22 protein-coding genes and 4 tRNA genes are annotated in these 16,668 nt (G+C 69.6%); 5 read left to right on the forward strand and 21 right to left on the reverse strand.

Features of this window, described 5'->3' with window-relative positions; genetic code table 11:
• Window positions 1–204 precede the first annotated feature (204 nt).
• From Aau02nite_RS06230 to Aau02nite_RS06290, 13 genes are all read right to left on the reverse strand, one after another.
• Window positions 205–906, reverse strand: a complete 702-nt coding sequence (locus Aau02nite_RS06230; protein WP_212987338.1) for a hypothetical protein — start codon at window positions 904–906, stop codon at window positions 205–207.
• The gene (locus Aau02nite_RS06235) at window positions 903–1,709 is read right to left on the reverse strand and encodes an ATP-binding cassette domain-containing protein (RefSeq protein ID WP_212987339.1); all 807 of its coding nucleotides are present in this window, start codon (window positions 1,707–1,709) and stop codon (window positions 903–905) included. Before Aau02nite_RS06235 ends, Aau02nite_RS06230 begins: the two co-directional genes overlap by 4 nt.
• Window positions 1,710–1,776: 67 nt before the next feature.
• The gene (gene rplA / locus Aau02nite_RS06240; RefSeq protein WP_212987340.1) at window positions 1,777–2,493 is read right to left on the reverse strand and encodes a 50S ribosomal protein L1; all 717 of its coding nucleotides are present in this window, start codon (window positions 2,491–2,493) and stop codon (window positions 1,777–1,779) included.
• Between the two features lie 71 nt (window positions 2,494–2,564).
• Window positions 2,565–3,293: a transcription termination/antitermination protein NusG gene (nusG, locus tag Aau02nite_RS06245; protein ID WP_212987341.1), complete on the reverse strand. Its 729-nt coding sequence runs from the start codon at window positions 3,291–3,293 to the stop codon at window positions 2,565–2,567.
• Between the two features lie 27 nt (window positions 3,294–3,320).
• Entirely contained in the window at window positions 3,321–3,683 is a 363-nt protein-coding gene (secE, locus tag Aau02nite_RS06250; RefSeq protein WP_212987342.1) for a preprotein translocase subunit SecE, read from the reverse strand.
• A 126-nt stretch (window positions 3,684–3,809) separates the two neighbouring features.
• Window positions 3,810–3,882: transfer RNA gene (locus Aau02nite_RS06255), tRNA-Trp, on the reverse strand.
• A 97-nt stretch (window positions 3,883–3,979) separates the two neighbouring features.
• Complete coding sequence (locus Aau02nite_RS06260; RefSeq protein WP_212987343.1) at window positions 3,980–4,375, reverse strand: MaoC family dehydratase; 396 nt, start codon at window positions 4,373–4,375, stop codon at window positions 3,980–3,982.
• 2 nt (window positions 4,376–4,377) lie between these two features.
• Window positions 4,378–4,824, reverse strand: coding sequence for a MaoC family dehydratase N-terminal domain-containing protein (locus Aau02nite_RS06265; RefSeq protein ID WP_212987344.1), 447 nt, complete (start codon window positions 4,822–4,824; stop codon window positions 4,378–4,380).
• A gap of 87 nt (window positions 4,825–4,911) precedes the next feature.
• A complete protein-coding gene (gene rpmG, locus Aau02nite_RS06270) occupies window positions 4,912–5,079 on the reverse strand; it encodes a 50S ribosomal protein L33 (protein ID WP_067495822.1) in 168 nt (55 codons plus the stop codon).
• 129 nt (window positions 5,080–5,208) lie between these two features.
• Window positions 5,209–5,281 (reverse strand) — tRNA-Met (locus Aau02nite_RS06275).
• A gap of 61 nt (window positions 5,282–5,342) precedes the next feature.
• Window positions 5,343–5,418, reverse strand: a tRNA-Thr gene (locus Aau02nite_RS06280).
• A gap of 102 nt (window positions 5,419–5,520) precedes the next feature.
• Entirely contained in the window at window positions 5,521–8,049 is a 2,529-nt protein-coding gene (locus Aau02nite_RS06285) for a putative bifunctional diguanylate cyclase/phosphodiesterase (RefSeq protein ID WP_212987345.1), read from the reverse strand.
• A 66-nt stretch (window positions 8,050–8,115) separates the two neighbouring features.
• Complete coding sequence (locus tag Aau02nite_RS06290) at window positions 8,116–8,283, reverse strand: hypothetical protein (RefSeq protein WP_212987346.1); 168 nt, start codon at window positions 8,281–8,283, stop codon at window positions 8,116–8,118.
• A 259-nt stretch (window positions 8,284–8,542) separates the two neighbouring features.
• Between Aau02nite_RS06290 and Aau02nite_RS06295 the strand changes: the two genes are divergently transcribed.
• Window positions 8,543–8,938 carry a hypothetical protein gene (locus Aau02nite_RS06295; protein WP_212987347.1) on the forward strand — a complete coding sequence of 132 codons (396 nt, stop codon included), beginning with the start codon at window positions 8,543–8,545 and terminating at the stop codon, window positions 8,936–8,938.
• 38 nt (window positions 8,939–8,976) lie between these two features.
• Here the strand turns inward: Aau02nite_RS06295 and Aau02nite_RS06300 are convergent, their stop codons facing one another.
• The 3 genes from Aau02nite_RS06300 to Aau02nite_RS06310 are packed head-to-tail and all read right to left on the reverse strand — an operon-like array spanning window position 8,977 to window position 10,654.
• Window positions 8,977–9,792: a sulfurtransferase gene (locus Aau02nite_RS06300; RefSeq protein WP_212987348.1), complete on the reverse strand. Its 816-nt coding sequence runs from the start codon at window positions 9,790–9,792 to the stop codon at window positions 8,977–8,979.
• Between the two features lie 34 nt (window positions 9,793–9,826).
• Window positions 9,827–10,129, reverse strand: coding sequence for a hypothetical protein (locus Aau02nite_RS06305; RefSeq protein ID WP_212987349.1), 303 nt, complete (start codon window positions 10,127–10,129; stop codon window positions 9,827–9,829).
• 30 nt (window positions 10,130–10,159) lie between these two features.
• Entirely contained in the window at window positions 10,160–10,654 is a 495-nt protein-coding gene (locus Aau02nite_RS06310) for a YajQ family cyclic di-GMP-binding protein (RefSeq protein ID WP_212987350.1), read from the reverse strand.
• Between the two features lie 149 nt (window positions 10,655–10,803).
• Between Aau02nite_RS06310 and Aau02nite_RS06315 the strand changes: the two genes are divergently transcribed.
• The 4 genes from Aau02nite_RS06315 (at window position 10,804) to Aau02nite_RS06330 (ending at window position 13,355) form a co-directional block, all read left to right on the forward strand.
• Window positions 10,804–10,887, forward strand: a tRNA-Tyr gene (locus Aau02nite_RS06315).
• Window positions 10,888–11,620: 733 nt separating this feature from the next.
• Window positions 11,621–11,770, forward strand: coding sequence for an endonuclease domain-containing protein (locus Aau02nite_RS47810; protein WP_369076748.1), 150 nt, complete (start codon window positions 11,621–11,623; stop codon window positions 11,768–11,770).
• 263 nt (window positions 11,771–12,033) lie between these two features.
• Entirely contained in the window at window positions 12,034–12,873 is an 840-nt protein-coding gene (locus tag Aau02nite_RS06325) for a rhamnogalacturonan acetylesterase (RefSeq protein ID WP_246594942.1), read from the forward strand.
• Window positions 12,874–12,938: 65 nt separating this feature from the next.
• Entirely contained in the window at window positions 12,939–13,355 is a 417-nt protein-coding gene (locus Aau02nite_RS06330; RefSeq protein ID WP_212987352.1) for an STAS domain-containing protein, read from the forward strand.
• A 19-nt stretch (window positions 13,356–13,374) separates the two neighbouring features.
• Here Aau02nite_RS06330 and Aau02nite_RS06335 read toward each other — a convergent pair whose 3' ends face one another.
• From Aau02nite_RS06335 to Aau02nite_RS06355, 5 genes are read right to left on the reverse strand one after another with little or no spacing between them, the layout of a single operon-like run.
• On the reverse strand, window positions 13,375–13,521 hold the full coding sequence (locus tag Aau02nite_RS06335; RefSeq protein WP_212987353.1) for a hypothetical protein: 147 nt from the start codon (window positions 13,519–13,521) through the stop codon (window positions 13,375–13,377).
• The gene (locus tag Aau02nite_RS06340) at window positions 13,521–14,183 is read right to left on the reverse strand and encodes an MOSC domain-containing protein (RefSeq protein ID WP_212987354.1); all 663 of its coding nucleotides are present in this window, start codon (window positions 14,181–14,183) and stop codon (window positions 13,521–13,523) included. Before Aau02nite_RS06340 ends, Aau02nite_RS06335 begins: the two co-directional genes overlap by 1 nt.
• Window positions 14,180–15,004: a GNAT family N-acetyltransferase gene (locus tag Aau02nite_RS06345; RefSeq protein WP_212987355.1), complete on the reverse strand. Its 825-nt coding sequence runs from the start codon at window positions 15,002–15,004 to the stop codon at window positions 14,180–14,182. The genes Aau02nite_RS06340 and Aau02nite_RS06345 overlap by 4 nt, the downstream gene beginning before the upstream one ends.
• A gap of 37 nt (window positions 15,005–15,041) precedes the next feature.
• Window positions 15,042–16,058, reverse strand: coding sequence for an LLM class flavin-dependent oxidoreductase (locus Aau02nite_RS06350; RefSeq protein WP_212987356.1), 1,017 nt, complete (start codon window positions 16,056–16,058; stop codon window positions 15,042–15,044).
• Entirely contained in the window at window positions 16,055–16,645 is a 591-nt protein-coding gene (locus Aau02nite_RS06355) for a TetR family transcriptional regulator (RefSeq protein WP_212987357.1), read from the reverse strand. Before Aau02nite_RS06355 ends, Aau02nite_RS06350 begins: the two co-directional genes overlap by 4 nt.
• Window positions 16,646–16,668: the final 23 nt, after the last annotated feature.

Raw genomic sequence — 16,668 nt, forward strand, 5'->3', positions numbered from 1 at the left:
GCGCAGGGCGCACGGGGCGGGACATGGACGCGTTGCCGCGTCGACATGATCACGAACCGTTCTCCCCTGCGCGGGCCGCCCGAATGCTGCGGGACCTTCGACCGCCACTTCCGTCAAACGACAGGAAGGGCGACGACCAGCGGTCTATGGGTGGAACTTCTCGGCAAACTGTACGCGAGCGCGAGCGCTACCTCCAAATCACCGTCACGAGCGGCTCCGGCGCAGACGCCCGTAACCACCGAACGCGGCCGCGCACCACAGCGTCGTCCAGCCGATGAGCAGCCAGAGCGTGCCCGCCGCGGGCAGCTGGTCGGCGCTCAGCGCACGCGCGGTCGCCATCACCGGCGGCACCAGCCACGGCGCCACCGAGCTGCTCAGGCCGAGCACGATCACCAGTACGGACCCGGTGACCAGCACGGTGAGGCCGTTGCGGACCGTCCGGGTCACCGCCCGGCTGGCCAGGGCCCCGAGGGCCACGGCCGCCGGCACCGCCAGCAGATGGGCCAGCACGCCGAGCACGATGCCGGCCGCCAGGGACGGCTCGACGGAGCCGGGCTCCGGACCGCGGATCGCGTGCAACGGCCACCACGGCACCAGCATGGCGACGGCACAGAAGACCACGGCGAGCACGGTGGCGGCCAGCAGCCCGGCCACCGCCTCACGGCGAGCCCCGATGGTCAGGCGGGCCAGGCGCCGCTGCACGTCCGGCTCCCCGTCCAGCAGCAACTTGGCCTGCCAGGCCAGCACCGGGAAGAGCATGACCGCGGAGTAGCCGTACGCCGGGGCGGCCGCCGACCGGCCGCCGCCGTGGATGATCCCGAGCACCACCAGCGCGGTGATCACCGGGGCCAGGGCCCGGCCGCTGCGCAGGAAGGCGGCGAGGCGCATCCGGACCAGGGCGATCACCGGGTCACCCCGTCGCCTGCGGCGTCGGCGGCCCGCGTGGAGTCCTCGGCGTCCTGCGGCTCCGCTCTGCCGGGCCACGGTCCGCCCGGTGCGCGTACCGTCAGGATGCGGTGACCTTCGGCACGCAGCCGGGCCACCGTGGCGTCCGCGGCCGTCCGGCGGACGGCGACCTCGACCACCACCTCGTCGGTCTCCGGCTGCGCGCCGGTGTGAACCTCGCCGTCGGCCACCGTCCAGTGAATCGCGTCCGGCAGGCCGGCGATCTCGCCGCGATGGTCGCTGACCAGCACCGCTCCCCCGGCCGCGGTGACCTCACCGACGATGTGGGGAATCAGCGTCCGGGCGACCGAGTCGAGGCCCTCCCACGGTTCGTCCAGCACCAGCAGCCCGGGCGTGACCAGCAGGGCCTGGGCCAGGCCGACCTTCTGCGCGGTGCCCTTGGACAGATCGGCCAGCCGGGTGTGGCAGTGCTCGGCGAGGCCGAGCCGCTCGATCCAGTGCTCGGCCTGGGCGCTCCCCCGCAGTCCGCGCAGGGCCGCCATCCTGGTCAGATACTGCCCGGCGGTGAAGGCCTGATCGGCCGGGAAGCGCTCCGGGACCCAGCCGACGATCGGCGGCCGGTCCCGCACGGCGCCCAAGACCGGGCGCAGCACCCCGGCGGCGAGCTGGAGCAGCGTCGACTTGCCGGCACCGTTGCGGCCGAGCACCACCACGGTGGCGCCGGGCTCGACGGTGGCGTCCACGGTCCGCAGGGTCCACTGCGCGCGGCGTGCGTACCGGAACCAGACCTGGTCGAATCGCACGCCGGACAGCTTGGCACAAAGAAGCCCCCGGGGTGATCCCCGAGGGCTTCCTGGTGGAACGGGTGCGTCAGGCGTCGGCGTTGTCGCCACGCAGGTTCTTGACGACGTTCGGGTCGACCGGCACGCCGGGGCCCATGGTGGTGCTGACGGTGACCTTCCGGAGGTACTTGCCCTTGGCCGCGGACGGCTTGGCCCGCAGGACCTCGTCGAGGACCGCACCGTAGTTCTCCACCAGCTGCTCCTCGGAGAACGAGGCCTTGCCGATGATCAGGTGCAGGTTCGAGTGCTTGTCCACCCGGAACGTGATCTTGCCGCCCTTGATGTCCGAGACCGCCTTGGTCACGTCCATGGTGACCGTGCCCGTCTTCGGGTTCGGCATCAGGCCACGGGGGCCGAGGATGCGGGCGATCCGGCCGATCTTGGCCATCTGGTCCGGGGTCGCGATCGCGGCGTCGAAGTCGAGCCAGCCACCCTGGATGCGGGCGACGAGCTCGTCCGTGCCGACCTCGTCGGCGCCGGCCGCGACGGCCTCCTCGGCCTTGGCGCCCTGGGCGAAGACGATCACGCGGGCCGTCTTGCCGGTGCCGTGCGGCAGGTTGACCACGCCGCGGACCATCTGGTCGGCCTTACGCGGGTCCACACCGAGGCGCATCGCGACCTCGACCGTGGCGTCGAACTTGGTGGGGCTGGCGTTCTTGGCGATCTTGACAGCCTCGGCCGGCGCGTAGAGCGCGTTGGTGTCGATCTGCTCAGCTGCCTTGCGGTACGCCTTGCTGCGCTGCATGTCTCTCTTACTCCTGTGGTAGATGGCGGGGCGCGCCGTTCGCGCCCCTCCCACGACTTCCGTCTGGCGAACTAGATCTTGGCGACCTGGTTGAAGTTGAGCTCCACCGGCGTCTCGCGACCGAAGATGGAGACCAGCACCTTCAACTTCTGCTGGTCGGCATTGATTTCACTGATCGAGGCCGGCAGCGACGCGAAGGCGCCGTCCGTGACGGTGACCGAGTCGCCGACCTCGAAGTCCAGCACGCGGACCTCGGGCTTGGCCTTCTTCTCCTCGGCCTCGACGGCCGGGGCGAGCCACTTGAGCACCTCGTCGAGCGACAGCGGCGCCGGGCGGTCCACCCGGTCGGTGGCACCCACGAAGCCGGTCACTCCTGGCGTGTTGCGCACGCAGGAGTACGACTCGGGAGTGAGATCCATCCGGACCAGGATGTAGCCGGGGAAGACCTTGTTCTGCACCTGGAGGCGCTTGCCGTTCTTGACCTCGACCTCTTCGCGGGTCGGGACCTCGACCTGGAAGATGAACTCCTCCATGTCGAGGCTCGTGATCCGGGTCTCGAGGTTGGTCTTGACCTTGTTCTCGTAGCCGGCGTACGAGTGCACCACGTACCAGTCGCCGGGGGCGTAGCGCAGTTTCTGGCGCAGCTCGGCGACCGGGTCGTAGTTCTCGTCCACGTCCGGGGCTTCCGCCTCGGCGGCTGGCTCTGCGCTGGCGGCCTCGACCGACTCGGCATCGTCCGCCGTCGCGACCGCGGACTGCTCGTCGGCGGCCAAGGCGGTCTCGTCGTCGTACTCAGGCACGCTTACTCACTTCCGTAACTCTCAGCTTCAGTTGCCGAACGTCGCCAGGACGGCCTTGCCGAACCCGAGATCGAGCAGCGCCACGATCGTGGTCACGACCGTGACGAACACGATGACGACCGCGGTGTAGGTCAGCAGTTCCTTGCGGGTCGGCCAGATGACCTTACGCAGCTCGCTGACGACCTCGCGGAAGAAACCGCCGATGCGGTTGCCGCCTCGCCGGCCTTCACTCCTGGTCGCCACGCTGCCGGACTCGGCCTTGTCGCCGCCACGGCTGTCCGACTCGTCGGCTACCTCGACGGCGTCATCCTGGACGTCGCTGTCGTTGTAGGCCTCGTCCTCGGGGCGGTCGCCTGCAGCGTCGTCACCGGGTCGCTTCCTCTCGGCCACTTCCGCCCTCTTCCGTCGTCGATGGGATGTCGCATCGGCGCCGTATGCGGCGGTCGGTCAAGCCGGCCGCCCGCCGCCGGGCGAACCGGCCACTGGGCCGGTCCGGTTACTGGGCCGATCGGTGCGCAGGGGTGACAGGACTTGAACCTGCAGCCTGCGGTTTTGGAGACCGCTGCTCTGCCAATTGAGCTACACCCCTTTGTGAGGCATCCTGCCCGTCGCAGCGCGAAAGGCAGGGTTCACTACCCCACGGCGGACCAGTGTACGGGTAGGTCCGCGTGATTCCCAACCCGGGCCTACCCCTTGCGGATGGTGGCCCTCGCGAGCGACAACACCTTCTCGCCGCCGCAGGTCGCGGTCAGTTCGAGCTTGGTGAGCCCGTCGTCGGTGACCTCCTTGATCACCCCGGTGACCACCACCTCGGTGCCCTCGTCGGTGTCCGGCACCGGCACCGGGCGGCTGAACCGCACGCCGAACTCGACGACGGCGTCGGGCGCACCGGCCCACGCCGTCACGGCGCGGCCGGCGAGAGCCATCGTGTACATCCCGTGGGCGATCACGCCGGGCAGGCCGACGCTCTTGGCGATCCGTTCGCTCCAGTGGATCGTGTTGAAGTCGCCGGAGGCGCCGCAGTAGCGCACCAGGTCGGCCCGGGTGACCCGGAAGGTCTGGGTGGGCAGCGTGTCGGTCATGATCAGTTCTCCCCGCGCTGGACGAGCTTGGACCAGACCGTGACGACGGGCTCGCCGGCCTCGGTGGTGACCTCGGTGCGGGTGGTCAGGAAGTCGTGGCCGCCCCGCGAGGTGATCTCGTCCACCGTGTTCACACAGATGAGCGAGTCGCCGGCCACCACCGGACGGGTGTAGGCGAACTTCTGGTCGCCGTGCACCACCCGGCTGTAGTCCAGGCCGAGGGCCGGGTCCGCGACGATCTGCCGGCTGGCCGCCATGGTGATCACGACCGGGAAGGTGGGCGGGGCCACCACGTCCGGGTAGCCGGCCGCCCGGGCGGCCCCGGGGTCGTGATACTCGGCGTCGGTGGCGCCGATCGCGGTGGCGAACTCGCGGATCTTCTCGCGGCCCACGAGGTAGGGCGCGGTGGCCGGCCAGCTGCGGCCGACGAAGGACTGGTCGAGGGGCATGAGGCGAAACTACCTGCCCGTCACGGCCCGGGTAAACAGAAGTGGCGGCGACCCCGGAGGGTCACCGCCACGCCGTCGTACGAAAGATCAGCGGGTCTCGCGGTGCAGGGTGTGCTTGCCGTCCCGGGGGCAGAACTTCTTCAGCTCGATGCGGTCCGGGTCGTTGCGGCGGTTCTTCCGGGTGATGTAGTTCCGCTCCTTGCACTCCGTACACGCCAAGGTGATCTTGGGACGGACGTCGGTCGCCTTGGCCACGGCGGGGTGCCTTCCTGCTAACGGGATTCACATACGACATACCAGCGTAGACGCTAGTCACGCGGACATGCAAAACCGGCGGACGGATGCCCGGGTTCGTACGACATCCGGGACGGGGTCCCGGATGAGTAGCGGTGGCCGGACTTGAACCGGCGACACAGCGATTATGAGCCGCTTGCTCTGCCATCTGAGCTACACCGCCGCGCCAGGCTCACGATCGAACGCCCTCACCGATCTTGGCGAGGGCGTAGGACGAACCCGGTTGGAGCCCCCTTACGGAATCGAACCGTAGACCTTCTCCTTACCATGGAGACGCTCTGCCGACTGAGCTAAGGGGGCGCGCGCGATCTCTCGCGTGATGCGCAGACAGAAGCTTACACGGCTGGCCAGCCCAGGTGAAATCGCCTCCCCGGTGTGGCGAAATCCCTGGTCAGCGGCTTGTCATCCGACGGCCCGCAAACGGCGCACCTCGCCGGTCGGCGTCTCCTCGGGCTCGGTCTGGGCGCTGAGCCACGTGTTCAATCGCTCCACCGGCAGCGGCCGGCTGAAGAAGTAGCCCTGCCCGATCTCACAGCCCATCTCGGCCAGCAGATCGAAGGTGAGCTCACTCTCCACACCCTCGGCGACCACGGTGAGCCCGAACTCGCGGGACAGGCCGACCACCGCCCGGACGATCGCGAGATCGCCGGAGTCCGTCGCCATGCCCTGTACGAAGCTGTCGTCGATCTTCACCTCGTGCACCGGCAGCTGGCGCAGGTAGGACAGCGAGGAGGCGCCCGTGCCGAAGTCGTCGACCGAGAGCCGGACCCCGAGGTCACGCAACCGGTAGAGGGTCGGCAGGGCCCGCTCGATCTCGCCCAGCATGCTCGGCTCGGAGATCTCGAAGGTGACCTGCGGCGGCGGCACTCTGTACTGCTTGAGGAGCTCGTGCACCTGGTCGGGGAAGCGCGGGTCCAGCAGGGTGCGCGCGGACAGGTTCACCGCGATGGACAGCGGCCGGCCGGCGTCCGCCCACTCCCGGCAGTGCCGCAGGCCGGCGGTCAGCACCACCTCGGTCAGGCGGTGCAGCTGACCGGTGTGCTCGGCGACCGCGACGAAGTCCTCCGGCGAGACCTCACCGTGCGCGGGGTGCTGCCAGCGGGCCAGGCACTCGACCCCGATCAGGTGCCGGTCCTGAATGGTCACCTTGGGCTGGAAGTGCACTTCGAGCTCGCCGGAGTCCAGCGCCCGGCGCAGGTCGGCGGCCAGGCCGAGGCGGCGTACCGCCCGGGACTCCAGCGCGGGGTGGAACAGCTGGACGCCGTACGGCAGCGCCTTGGCCGCGTTGGCAGCCAGCTCAGCGCGGCGCAGCAGGGCGTCCGGGTCGTCACCGTGGTCCGGCTGCACGGCCACGCCGGCGGCCGTGTCCACGTCGAGCGTGAGGGTGCCGACGGCCATCGGGCCGCGCAGCTGCTCCCGCATCTCGGTGGCCAGCCGTACGGTCTCCTCGGTGCTCTCCGCCCGCAGCGTCACCACGAACTCGTCGCCACCGATCCGGCCGACCAGCGCACCCGGGCCGGCGATCTTGCGCAGCCGTACGGCCACCTCGGTGAGCAGCTTGTCGCCGGCGTCGTGACCCATCGACTCGTTGACGTCGCGCAGCCCGTCGACGTCGAAGAGCATGACCTCCACCACCTCACCGGGGGTGCGGATCTTGACGGACTCGGTGAGCGCGTCGGTGATCCGCCGGCGGTTGGGCAGCGACGTCAGCCGGTCGTGGTACGCGTCGTAGCGCAGCCGCTCGACGAGGCGGGAATTCTCGACCGCGGCGGCGGCGTGCGCGGCGATCGTCTCGACGACCTGTACGTCGGCGGTGGTGAAGTACTTGAAGTCGCCGAGGCGGTTGACCACCTCGAGGGTGCCGATCACCGCCTGGCCCGACCGCAGCGGCACGACGATGCAGTCCTTGATGCCGGCCTTGGCCAGGCTCGGCCGCAGGTCCTGGTCGGTGGTGAGCCGGGAACCCACGGCCACGCTGCGGCGCTCGCTGGTGGCCCGCTCGACCATCTCCGGCGGCGTCCGGCTCAGGTCGAGGAGACCCTTGGCCTCGACCTTGGCCGTCAGCAGCACCTCGGGGTGCCGGCTGGTGACGGGCAGGTGGAACGTCGCGTACTCGGCCTGCATGAGGGAACGGGCGCGGACCAGCAGCGAGTCGATCAGCGTGACGTCCTGACTGGACTCGGCTACCGCGTTGGCCAGTTCGTAGAGCTCGGCCAGGGTGTGGTGCTGGCGCAGGAAGTCCGAGTAGGACCGGTACGCCAGGATGAGCACGCCGGCCAGGATGAACAACAGGAACGCGGACCACCAGGTGGCGTCGAGGGCCACGATGAAGACCAGGCCGATGACGATGCACAGCTCCGCGGCCACCAGACCGGGCCAGGACACCCGCAGCATTTCGAGCCCGGCCTGCAGTCCCTGGACGGTCGCCATCACGGCGGCCACCGCGAACAAGGTCAGGACGGTGTTGACCGTGACGGCGACGCTGAGGGCGACCCAGGAGGACGGACTGCTGTCCTCGATCTTCGGGAACGCCTGCAGGACCACGCCGGCCGTGGCGACAGCCGCGGCACTACGCGCGACGTTGAACGCGAACCTGTCCGGCGCCGCATGCCGGCGGATCTCCTTGATGACCACGGCGATCGAGCTGACCGCGACGACCAGGACGGCCGGCAGGAAGTAGAAGCCCAGGACGAGGGCTATTTCGCTCAGGCTCAGCGAGGTCCCGTGGCGCCCGATCTGGATGTAGCGGGATCCGGTGCCGAGCAGGACGAACAGCGGAAGCGCGACCAGGGCGGCGAGCCACTCGTCGGACCAGCCGTCGTGCTGGACACCGAGGATCGTGCTGAAGACGATGGCGATGATCGCCAGGGTGCCGGTGACGAGCCAGACGTATTCCGGCGACCGCCGCGGTGGGGATTGACGACCTGCCATCCAACGCCCCTACCGCTCGGTGAACTCCAGACGTGGTGTCCCCTGGCCGCACGGCGGCCTGCTCACTCAGCTCCAGTCGAAGTCGAACTGCGCTGTGACGGCGGCCGTCGGGGATGTCTTGGCAGCGGCGACCGCTGAACTCCCGTCGACGGCGGCCGCGAGCGCACCGCCGAACGCCAGACCGAGGGCCACGAACAAGCCGGCGGTGAAGCGGCCGAGCTTCTTTGCGGACATCTATGGCTCCTGTGCTGAAGGTGTCAGTCGGGGTGGGGGTTCCATGATGGTGCCACACGCTGAGTACGTCAGACACCGCCGAACGGCGGGTCGGAACCGCACATCCCGAAATCTTGACTGAACGGCTGAGGTGTTCATGCAGTTAGGGCACACAAAATTGAGGCCTTTGGCCCGGATTTATTGGGAGAAGTGAGCGCAATTCGCTTCAATCTGTCAGGCCAGCTTGACGTCAGGGAAACCTGACGGAAGACTGCGATTCATGACTACTCCCGACGAACTGGAGCAACAGCACACGCTCTCTACCGCCACAACGCGTTACGACGAGCTGAGGATGCGGGACGCGCTCGCGGCGATGACCGCGGACGCCGACAACCCCCCGCTGTCCCGCGAGGAGACGCTGGAATTGCTCGCCCTCAGCGAGGTGGTCATCCGCAAGGCGGGCTACGGCCGGCAGGCGATGGTGCGCTCGGCGCGCGGCAGCGGAGCGTCGTGGAACCAGATCGGCGCGGCGCTCGGCACCAGCAAGCAAGCCGCGTGGGAGGCGCACAACCGGTGGATCGAGGAGCAGGCGCGTCAGCATGAGCTGACCGGGTTCGAGGGGCTCGACCCGGACCAGGCTTCCTCGGCTCGCGGCCTGGCCGGGCGCCCGGACTGAGCTGTCCGCCGGCGAGCTTCTGCCGGGGCCGGGGTGGGTCAGGGCTGCTCGCCGGTGGCGGCCGGGCGGTCGGTCGCGCTGTACTGCGACCACGAGCCCGGGTAGAGCCGCCCCGCACCCAGGCCGGCGTGCTCCAGGGCGAGCAGGTTGTGGCAGGCGGTCACGCCCGAGCCGCAGTAGGAGACGACGTCCGTACCTTCGCTCACCCCGACCGAGGCGAACCGCTCGCGCAGCTGAGCGACGGGCAGGAAGCGGCCGTCGGCGCCGAGGTTCTCCCGGCACGGCAGGTTCCGCGCGCCCGGGATGTGGCCCGGCCGCGGATCGATCGGCTCGGTGTCACCGCGGAACCGCGGCGCGTCACGAGCGTCAAGGACCACGAGCGAGCCGGCCGCTGCGTCGTCGATGCCGGCCAGGCGGTCGGCGGGCCAAGGTCGCGGCGTGAAGACCGCCGGGGGCCGGTCCGGCTCAGCGCGGACCAGTTCACCCTGGTACGCGGTGAGCCCACCGTCGAGAAGCGCAGCCTCGTGTCCCGTGGCGCGCAGCATCCAGACCAGCCGGGCGGCAATGACACCGCCCGCGTCGTCGTACCCGATCACCGTGTCGTCGTCGCTGATGCCGGCCGCGGCCATGCCCGCCGCGAAAACCTCGGGATCCGGCAGCGGATGCCGGCCCTCGGCCGGCGAGGCGGGCCGGGCCAGCCAGCGGTCCAGATCGACGAAGACGGCACCCGGCAGATGCCCGGAGTCGTACGCCGCGCGCCCGGACCGGCCGTCCAGATACCAGCGGACGTCGGCGAGGACCACACGGTCCCCCTGCTCGCGCACCCACGCCTGGTCGACGACCGGATCGATCACGTTGACTCCTTACTTACCTGGCCATCAGCTCTCACTACTGGCCATCGGCGGATCTGCGTCCGCGGGGCCGGAACCGCACGAGGGCCACGGCGACCAGCGCAACGGCGAGCACGGTCACGGCGAGTCTCGCGGCGCCGGTGAGCAGACCCTGCCCCAGCACCATCAGAAGGAGGGCCAGGCCGAAGAGAAGGTGGTACAGGGCGGCGGCGCGCACGCCCGGGAAGTTCCGCACCGTGCTGGCCGGGGCGCGCCCGGTGACCAGCATCCTGACCCCGAACAGGGCCAGGACGAGCCCGATCACGCCACCGACCAGAAGCGTCGCCGTACCGAGGTCCATGGCCCTCAGTCTGCGCCGCGGGCGGCCTGCTTACCGGTAGTTCGTGAACTGCAGCGCGACGCCGAAGTCCTCGGCCTTGAGCAGGGCGATCACGGCCTGCAGGTCGTCCCGCTTCTTGCCGGTGACCCGCAGCTGGTCGCCCTGGATCTGCGCCTGCACGCCCTTGGGACCCTCGTCGCGGATCTTCTTGCTGATCGCCTTGGCCTTGTCGGTCTCGATCCCCTCGATGACCTTGCAATCGATCTTGTACGTCTTGCCGGACTGCCGCGGCTCGCCGGCCTCGAGAGACTTCAGCGAGATGTTCCGCTTGACCAGCTTCTCCTTGTAGACGTCGAGCGCGGCGACGGCCCGCTCCTCGGTCTCGGAGGTGATGGTGACGCCGTTCTCCCCCGACTTGGCGATGACGGTGCCGGTCCCCCGGAAGTCGAACCGGGTCCCGAGCTCCTTCTCCGCCTGATGGAAGGCGTTGTCGACCTCCTGGCCGTCGACCTTGCTGACGATGTCGAACGACGGGCTGGCTGCCATGATCAGACTCCTGCTGGTGGGCCACGTATCGATGTCCGCGGAAGGCCGCGAGGGGCCCCCGACATGCCGACCGTACCCGGTTGTGAAACCCGCCGTCGGTATGGCTATCCTGTTCTTCGTCGCAGCGGGGGACCGCGGCGGCATGCCCAGGCGGGTTGCCCGAGCGGCCAATGGGAGCGGACTGTAAATCCGTCGCGAAAGCTACAGAGGTTCGAATCCTCTACCCGCCACCACCGGCACGAAGAAGCCCCTCACCTGCTGAAACAGCAGTGAGGGGCTTCTCTCGTCGGTCCCACTGAATCTCACTCAGGACCGCTCGATCCCACTGGTCGTGTCGTATACGTGTCGGCGCTCCCGCCCCGGCAGTCGTCGCCTCCGCGAAGGTCGGTCACGGGCTTCGGAGGGCTCCAACCTCTGCCGTCCACTTCTCCAGGAACTCGTCGTAGCGCTTGCGGTGACCCTTCGAACCCGAGCAGTAGAGGGCGACCAATTCATGGATCGGTGCGTCATGGCGGCGTGTCGGAGGGCTCAAGCTGCCGCCGCTGGGCAGACGTAGCATCGGCGAGTTCAAGACACCGTCTGAGCACACTGCTCCCACAACGTGCCGGGTAAAGCAAGGCCAGTCGATAGTCGGTACACCCTTCCGCCTACCCGTATCGGATACGAGGTACAAACGTTCGAACCTGAGCTCGTGTCGACGTTCGCGACTCGGACGCCAGCCAGCGAGGACCCGCTAAGTTGATGTGTCGCCGGAGGTCGCCCGTGCCGAAGGGTGTTGATCCGCACCAGCAGCCCGATGCTGTACGTCGTCGTAATCTGCGCCGACTGTATGGCATTACCCCTGAGCAGTACGACGATATGCGTGCACGCCAGGACTTCCGGTGCGCAATATGTAAGAGGCAGGAAAGTGAGATCGAGCGGCGACCGGGTGGGAGACCTCGAAAGGACGGCCTCGTCACTCTGCCGATGGCACTACAAGTCGATCATTGTCACGGCTCCGGCGCCGTCAGGAAGCTTTTGTGCGGGCCCTGTAACAGGATCCTGGGGAACGCGAGCGAAGATATAACGCGCCTGCAGGCATGCATCGAGTATCTTCGCTCTTTTGGTGCCGAATAGCCCGAACGTGGAGACGAAGGTGCTCTAGGCCGGCGGGGCGCCCATCAGACACGGGGGCTACGGCACCCCCACCGAGCGGCAGCGTGGCTTGCCTCAGCGTTTACTCGTCCAGCCTGAGGCGTGGCGATCGACGAGCAGGTGTTGTCGCGCTGGTGTCGCATCCGTGTCGGCGTGAGCTGATCAGCGAGAGTCGCCATGCGCCGATCAGTTGAAGTAGCGGCGGGGGGAACGCACCTTCGCCGGCTTTGTGGTCATATGGCGGCATGATCATCGGTCGTAGGATGTTGCTTCGCGCCGCCGTCACCGGCGCAGTCGCGCATTGGCTGGGCGCCGCCGGCCCGGCCGAAGCCCGCCCTTCCAAGGACGATCGACGGACGATCTATGTGGTGGGTGACTCCACCGCCTCTGCCTACGCCACAACGGAGGTTCCCCGCGCCGGGTGGGGTCAAGCCCTCCCCCTCTTCCTCACCCCCGGAACCACCGTCGTCAACGAGGCGGTTTCCGCGTCCAGCTCCAAGAGCTTCTCCGTAGCCGGCCGGCTCGACAGGATTCTGGCGGTCCTCCGGCCCCGGGACGTCCTTCTCATCTCCTTCGGGCACGGCGATGAGTCAGAACACCCCACCCGGCACACCGACCCCTGGACGACCTTCCAGGACTACCTCCAGCTCTACATCGACGGCGCCCGGGCCACCCGGGCCCTTCCCGTTCTGGTGACCCCGGTCGAACGACGTCGTTTCACCGCCGACGGGGTGTCTTTCCTTTCGCACGGCGAATATCCCGACGCGATGCGCGCCCTCGCCGCAACCACCCGTACGCCGCTGATTGATCTCGCCGCGCTTTCCTTCGCGCTCTGGAGTTCGCTCGGGCCGGAGGCCACCAAGGACTACTTCCTCTGGCTGGACGCGGGCGAGTCACCGAAGTTCCCGAACGGCGTATCCGACGACACGCATTTGCAGGCGCGCGGCGCGATTGAGGTGGCGCGGCTCGTGGTGTCGGCCGGGCGGATGCTTCCCGGCCGGGACCGCCGGGCTCTCCGAGACCCCGACCTCTCGGCGGATCTGCTCGTCCGGCCCCCGACGAGGCCGGGACCCGACCCGCTCTGAATAGACCGAGAAGTGGCACGCGACCGCGAGGAATGGGCCTCGGTCAGAGGATGGGCGGGCCTCGGATGATCATTGTGGATCTGGCGGAGCTGTCCGACGGGCCCATCGTGCTGCAGGTGGTCGACCAGGTCAGCGAACGTCCGGTCGGGCGGATCGACATCGAGCTCGCCCGCGTCGAGTTTCTCGATCTGGGCGGGCTGCGCGCGTTGCTGGCCGTGCACGAGCGGGCCGCCCGGGCGGGCATCGCGGTGGTGGTCCGGAATCCGCAGCACTACGTCCGCCCCGGGAGCGCCGCCTCCGTGCGCCTCACGCGGGAGCGGGTCAGCCGCGCCGATGACCGGGACCGCCTCGCCGACGAACGGGAGAAGATGCTCGACGAACGGCAGCGGCGGGTCGCCGCCCAGCAGCAGTGGGAGGGCATCTGGGAAGAGCTCGCCGAGCAGCGCGAGACCGATCTGGAACGGCGGGAACGAGACGGCTGAACGCCGGCCCAGCCCAGCTTCAGTCCGGCTGGTTGCCGGTGCGCGGGCCCTCGCCCGGCGGGCTGTCGTCCCGGTTCCGCCGACCGCGGCCCCGGAGCGCCACGACCGCCAGCCCGATCACGGCCACGTGCGCCGCGATCAGGCCGGCCACCTGGATCGGCTCCATCAGAGCTTGAGTTTGCGGTGGATGTCCGCGCGCAGTCCCTCGGGCAGGTCGTCGAGCTCCAGGTACTCGCGCAGCCGACTGGAGTCGTGCATCCAGGCGTGGAAGCTGTCGCCGATCGTCACCCCGTGCGCCGGACGGTGCAGGACCCGTACCTCGTCACCGGCCCGGACGTCGCCCGGCTGCACCACCCGCAGGTACGCGCCCGGGCGGCGTTCCGCCGCGAACCGCTTCACCCAGCGGGGCTCGCGCATCTTCCACTGGAACGTCGCACACGGAATGCGCCCGAACGTGGTCTGCAGCACCAGTTCCGCACCGATGGCCCAGGTCTCGCCGAGGACCGCGCCGTTGACGTCGAGTCCCTCGGTCGTCAGGTTCTCGCCGAAGATCCCGCCGGTCAGGCTGCGGCCGAGCTCCTGCTCCCACCAGTCGTAGTCCTCCCGGGCGTACGCGTAGACCGCCTGGTCGTCGCCGCCGTGGTGGTCGATGTCGAAGATCTGGTCGCCGACCAGGCCGCTGTGCAGGCCGGTGCGCTTCGGGCCCGGGGCACGCACGGCGACCGGGTGGTCGACCGGTTGCTTGTTGATGCCCGTGATGCCGACGTTCTTGGCATCGCTCTTCTCCGGGACGGCCAGGTTGACCTGCAGGACGGTGGCTCTACTCATGCGGGGAACTCCACGGTGCGGCGGTCCTCGATCGGGGTGTAGCCGAGGCGTTGGTAGAGGGCGTTGCTGGTCGGGTTGTCCAGGTCCGTGAAGAGGACCACGTCGGTGGCGCCGGCGTCCAGCGCCGCCCGGGTGACTGCCACGGTAGCGGCACCCGCGTAGCCCTTGGCGCGGTGCTCGCGGGGCGTGTAGACCGCCTGCACCCGGACCATGCCGGCCGCCGGTCTGGTGGTGCCGGCCATCGAGACCGGCCGGCCGCCGTCCTCCCAGAGCAGCAGACCGCCGTGCGACAGCTTGTCGTCGACGAACTCAGCCGCGTGGTCCGCGCCCTCACCGAGGGTCTGCTGGAACGCGGTCATCCAGTTGAGGAGCAGGTCACGGTCGTGGGCCTCGGCGAACCGGCCGGCGCCGGGAGCCGGCGGATCGGGCGGGGTGAGCCGGTCGAGCCGGTACAACCGCTGGCGGCCGGTGAGGCGTGGGGTGACGCCGGTGAGGCGCTGCCATTCGGCGGCGAACGCGTCCACCACCTTGTCGGGCCCGGCGATGCCCGGCAGATCTGTCCCGGCGAGGGCCACGGCCAGTTCCGCGGCGGCTGCCGGCGGCATGTCGGAGAGCAGGGCCCCGCGCGGCGGCGTACGCAGAAAAGCCCCGTCACCGCACCAGCCGAGCGCCGCGGCACCGTCGCCGAACACGTGCGGCCCGCGTTGCCGCAAGCTGTCCGTGATCGTCAGCAGCACCGTGTTCTCCACCGGGCGGGCCCGCAGGAACTCCCCCGCGCCGCTCAGGAACTCGTCGACGTTGTTCGTGATGTGCCAGGGCATGCAGTCATCCTCGGCCGCGGGGCACCCCGGCGCATCCCTAATTCGGCAGGCCCCAGGCCTTGGCGATCCGGGCCAGCGAGTCGCGCCGGGTGGCCGGGTCGTAGACCGTCCCGGCCAGGATGAGCTCGCGGGCGCCGGTCCGCTCGACCAGCTTGTCCAGCGCTTCCACGACTTCCTCGGCGGTGCCCGCGTACTGGGTGCCGGGGAGCTGGTCGAGCAGCTGGCGGTCGAGGTCGGACAGCTCGCGGGTGGCGGCCTGCTCGGGCGAGACGATCGGGCCGAGCCGGCCGGTGCGCAGGCTCAGCGCCATGATCCGGCTCGGGCCGGCCAGGAACTGCGCCTCCTCGTGCGTCTCGGCGGCGATCACCGAGGCGCTGACCATCAGGTGCGGCTCGGGGAAACGGGCCGACGGCTTGAAGCCGTCGACGTACAGCCGGGCGGCCGTGTCCACGTCGGAGCTCATGGCGAAGTGGTACGCGTAACAGAACGGCAGGCCGAGCGCCGCGGCGACCTGGGCCCCGTACGTCGACGAGCCGAGCATCCACACCTCGGGGAAGGTCGTCGGGGCCGGGGTGGCCCGCAGCTTCTCGATCCGCTCGGCGGCGACCCGGTCGTCACCGAGCAGCGCGAGCACCATGCCGAGGTGATCCGGGAACTGCTCGACGGTCAGGTGCGGCGACACCCCGCGCAGCGCGGCCGCCGTCGCCTGGTCGGTGCCGGGCGCGCGGCCGATGCCGAGGTCGATGCGGTTCGGGTGCAGCGCCTCGAGCAGCGCGAACTGCTCCGCCACCACGAACGGCATGTGGTTGGGCAGCATGACGCCGCCGGAGCCGACCCGGATCCGCCGGGTGGTGGCGGCGAGGTGGGCGATCAGCACCGGCGGCGAGGTGGACGCGACGGCCGGCATGTTGTGGTGCTCGGCGACCCAGAACCGCGAGTAGCCGAGGTCGTCGGCGGCCTGGGCGATCTCGGTGGTCCCGCGCAGGGCGTCGGTGCTGTCGTGACCCTCGCGGACGGTGGCGAGATCGAGCACGGACAGGGGTACGCGACTCATGAGGTGATCCGTTCCGGAAGAGATGGCGTGACGAAGGCGAAGCCGGCGCGGATCAGCTCGTGCAGGCCGGTGATGCCGGTGTCGGCGTCCCAGTGCGGGCAGGAGGTGTTCAGCACCGTGCGGGCGGCGTTGACGGTGAGGTCGAGGTGCAGCTCGTCCAGGCCGGACCGGTCGGCGGCCCAGTCCCGGGCCGCGACCCAGAACTGGTCGGCCAGCTCGCGGGAGCAGCCGGCCAGCTCCGGCGAGGCCAGCCGGACGCGGCGTTGCAGCAGCATCCGGTCGGCCGCGGCCGTGGTGTAGCCGATCAGGACCTCGCGCAACGACACCCAGAGCGGCTCGCCGGCCGGGCGTTCGGTCAGCAACGCGGCCCAGAGTGCCGGGTCGTCGGGGTCGGGGTCGAAGACGACCGACTCCTTGCCCGCGAAGTAGTTGAAGAACGTGCGCCGGGAGATGCCGGCGGCGGCCACGATGTCGTCGATCGACACGGCGTCGAAGCCGCGCTCGGTCATCAACCTCAGCGCGGCCGCGTGCACGAGACGCCAGGTCTCGCGTTTCTTACGCTCCCGGACCGGGCTGGCGACAACCACAGTTCCGACCGTACGCCGATTGC

The organism is Actinoplanes auranticolor (assembly GCF_018332655.1).
Lineage (GTDB): Bacteria > Actinomycetota > Actinomycetes > Mycobacteriales > Micromonosporaceae > Actinoplanes > Actinoplanes auranticolor.

Excerpts from the sequence above, each read along its gene's own strand:
- rplA (WP_212987340.1), bottom strand. The coding sequence starts at position 2,493 with ATGCAGCGCAGCAAGGCGTACCGCAAGGCAGCTGAGCAGATCGACACC.
- Aau02nite_RS06260 (WP_212987343.1), bottom strand. The coding sequence starts at position 4,375 with ATGACCGACACGCTGCCCACCCAGACCTTCCGGGTCACCCGGGCCGAC.
- Aau02nite_RS06265 (WP_212987344.1), bottom strand. The coding sequence starts at position 4,824 with ATGCCCCTCGACCAGTCCTTCGTCGGCCGCAGCTGGCCGGCCACCGCG.
- Aau02nite_RS06285 (WP_212987345.1), bottom strand. The coding sequence starts at position 8,049 with ATGGCAGGTCGTCAATCCCCACCGCGGCGGTCGCCGGAATACGTCTGG.
- Aau02nite_RS06290 (WP_212987346.1), bottom strand. The coding sequence starts at position 8,283 with ATGTCCGCAAAGAAGCTCGGCCGCTTCACCGCCGGCTTGTTCGTGGCC.
- Aau02nite_RS06295 (WP_212987347.1), top strand. The coding sequence starts at position 8,543 with ATGACTACTCCCGACGAACTGGAGCAACAGCACACGCTCTCTACCGCC.
- Aau02nite_RS06305 (WP_212987349.1), bottom strand. The coding sequence starts at position 10,129 with ATGGACCTCGGTACGGCGACGCTTCTGGTCGGTGGCGTGATCGGGCTC.
- Aau02nite_RS06310 (WP_212987350.1), bottom strand. The coding sequence starts at position 10,654 with ATGGCAGCCAGCCCGTCGTTCGACATCGTCAGCAAGGTCGACGGCCAG.
- Aau02nite_RS47810 (WP_369076748.1), top strand. The coding sequence starts at position 11,621 with ATGGCACTACAAGTCGATCATTGTCACGGCTCCGGCGCCGTCAGGAAG.
- Aau02nite_RS06325 (WP_246594942.1), top strand. The coding sequence starts at position 12,034 with ATGATCATCGGTCGTAGGATGTTGCTTCGCGCCGCCGTCACCGGCGCA.
- Aau02nite_RS06330 (WP_212987352.1), top strand. The coding sequence starts at position 12,939 with ATGATCATTGTGGATCTGGCGGAGCTGTCCGACGGGCCCATCGTGCTG.
- Aau02nite_RS06335 (WP_212987353.1), bottom strand. The coding sequence starts at position 13,521 with ATGGAGCCGATCCAGGTGGCCGGCCTGATCGCGGCGCACGTGGCCGTG.
- Aau02nite_RS06340 (WP_212987354.1), bottom strand. The coding sequence starts at position 14,183 with ATGAGTAGAGCCACCGTCCTGCAGGTCAACCTGGCCGTCCCGGAGAAG.
- Aau02nite_RS06345 (WP_212987355.1), bottom strand. The coding sequence starts at position 15,004 with ATGCCCTGGCACATCACGAACAACGTCGACGAGTTCCTGAGCGGCGCG.
- Aau02nite_RS06350 (WP_212987356.1), bottom strand. The coding sequence starts at position 16,058 with ATGAGTCGCGTACCCCTGTCCGTGCTCGATCTCGCCACCGTCCGCGAG.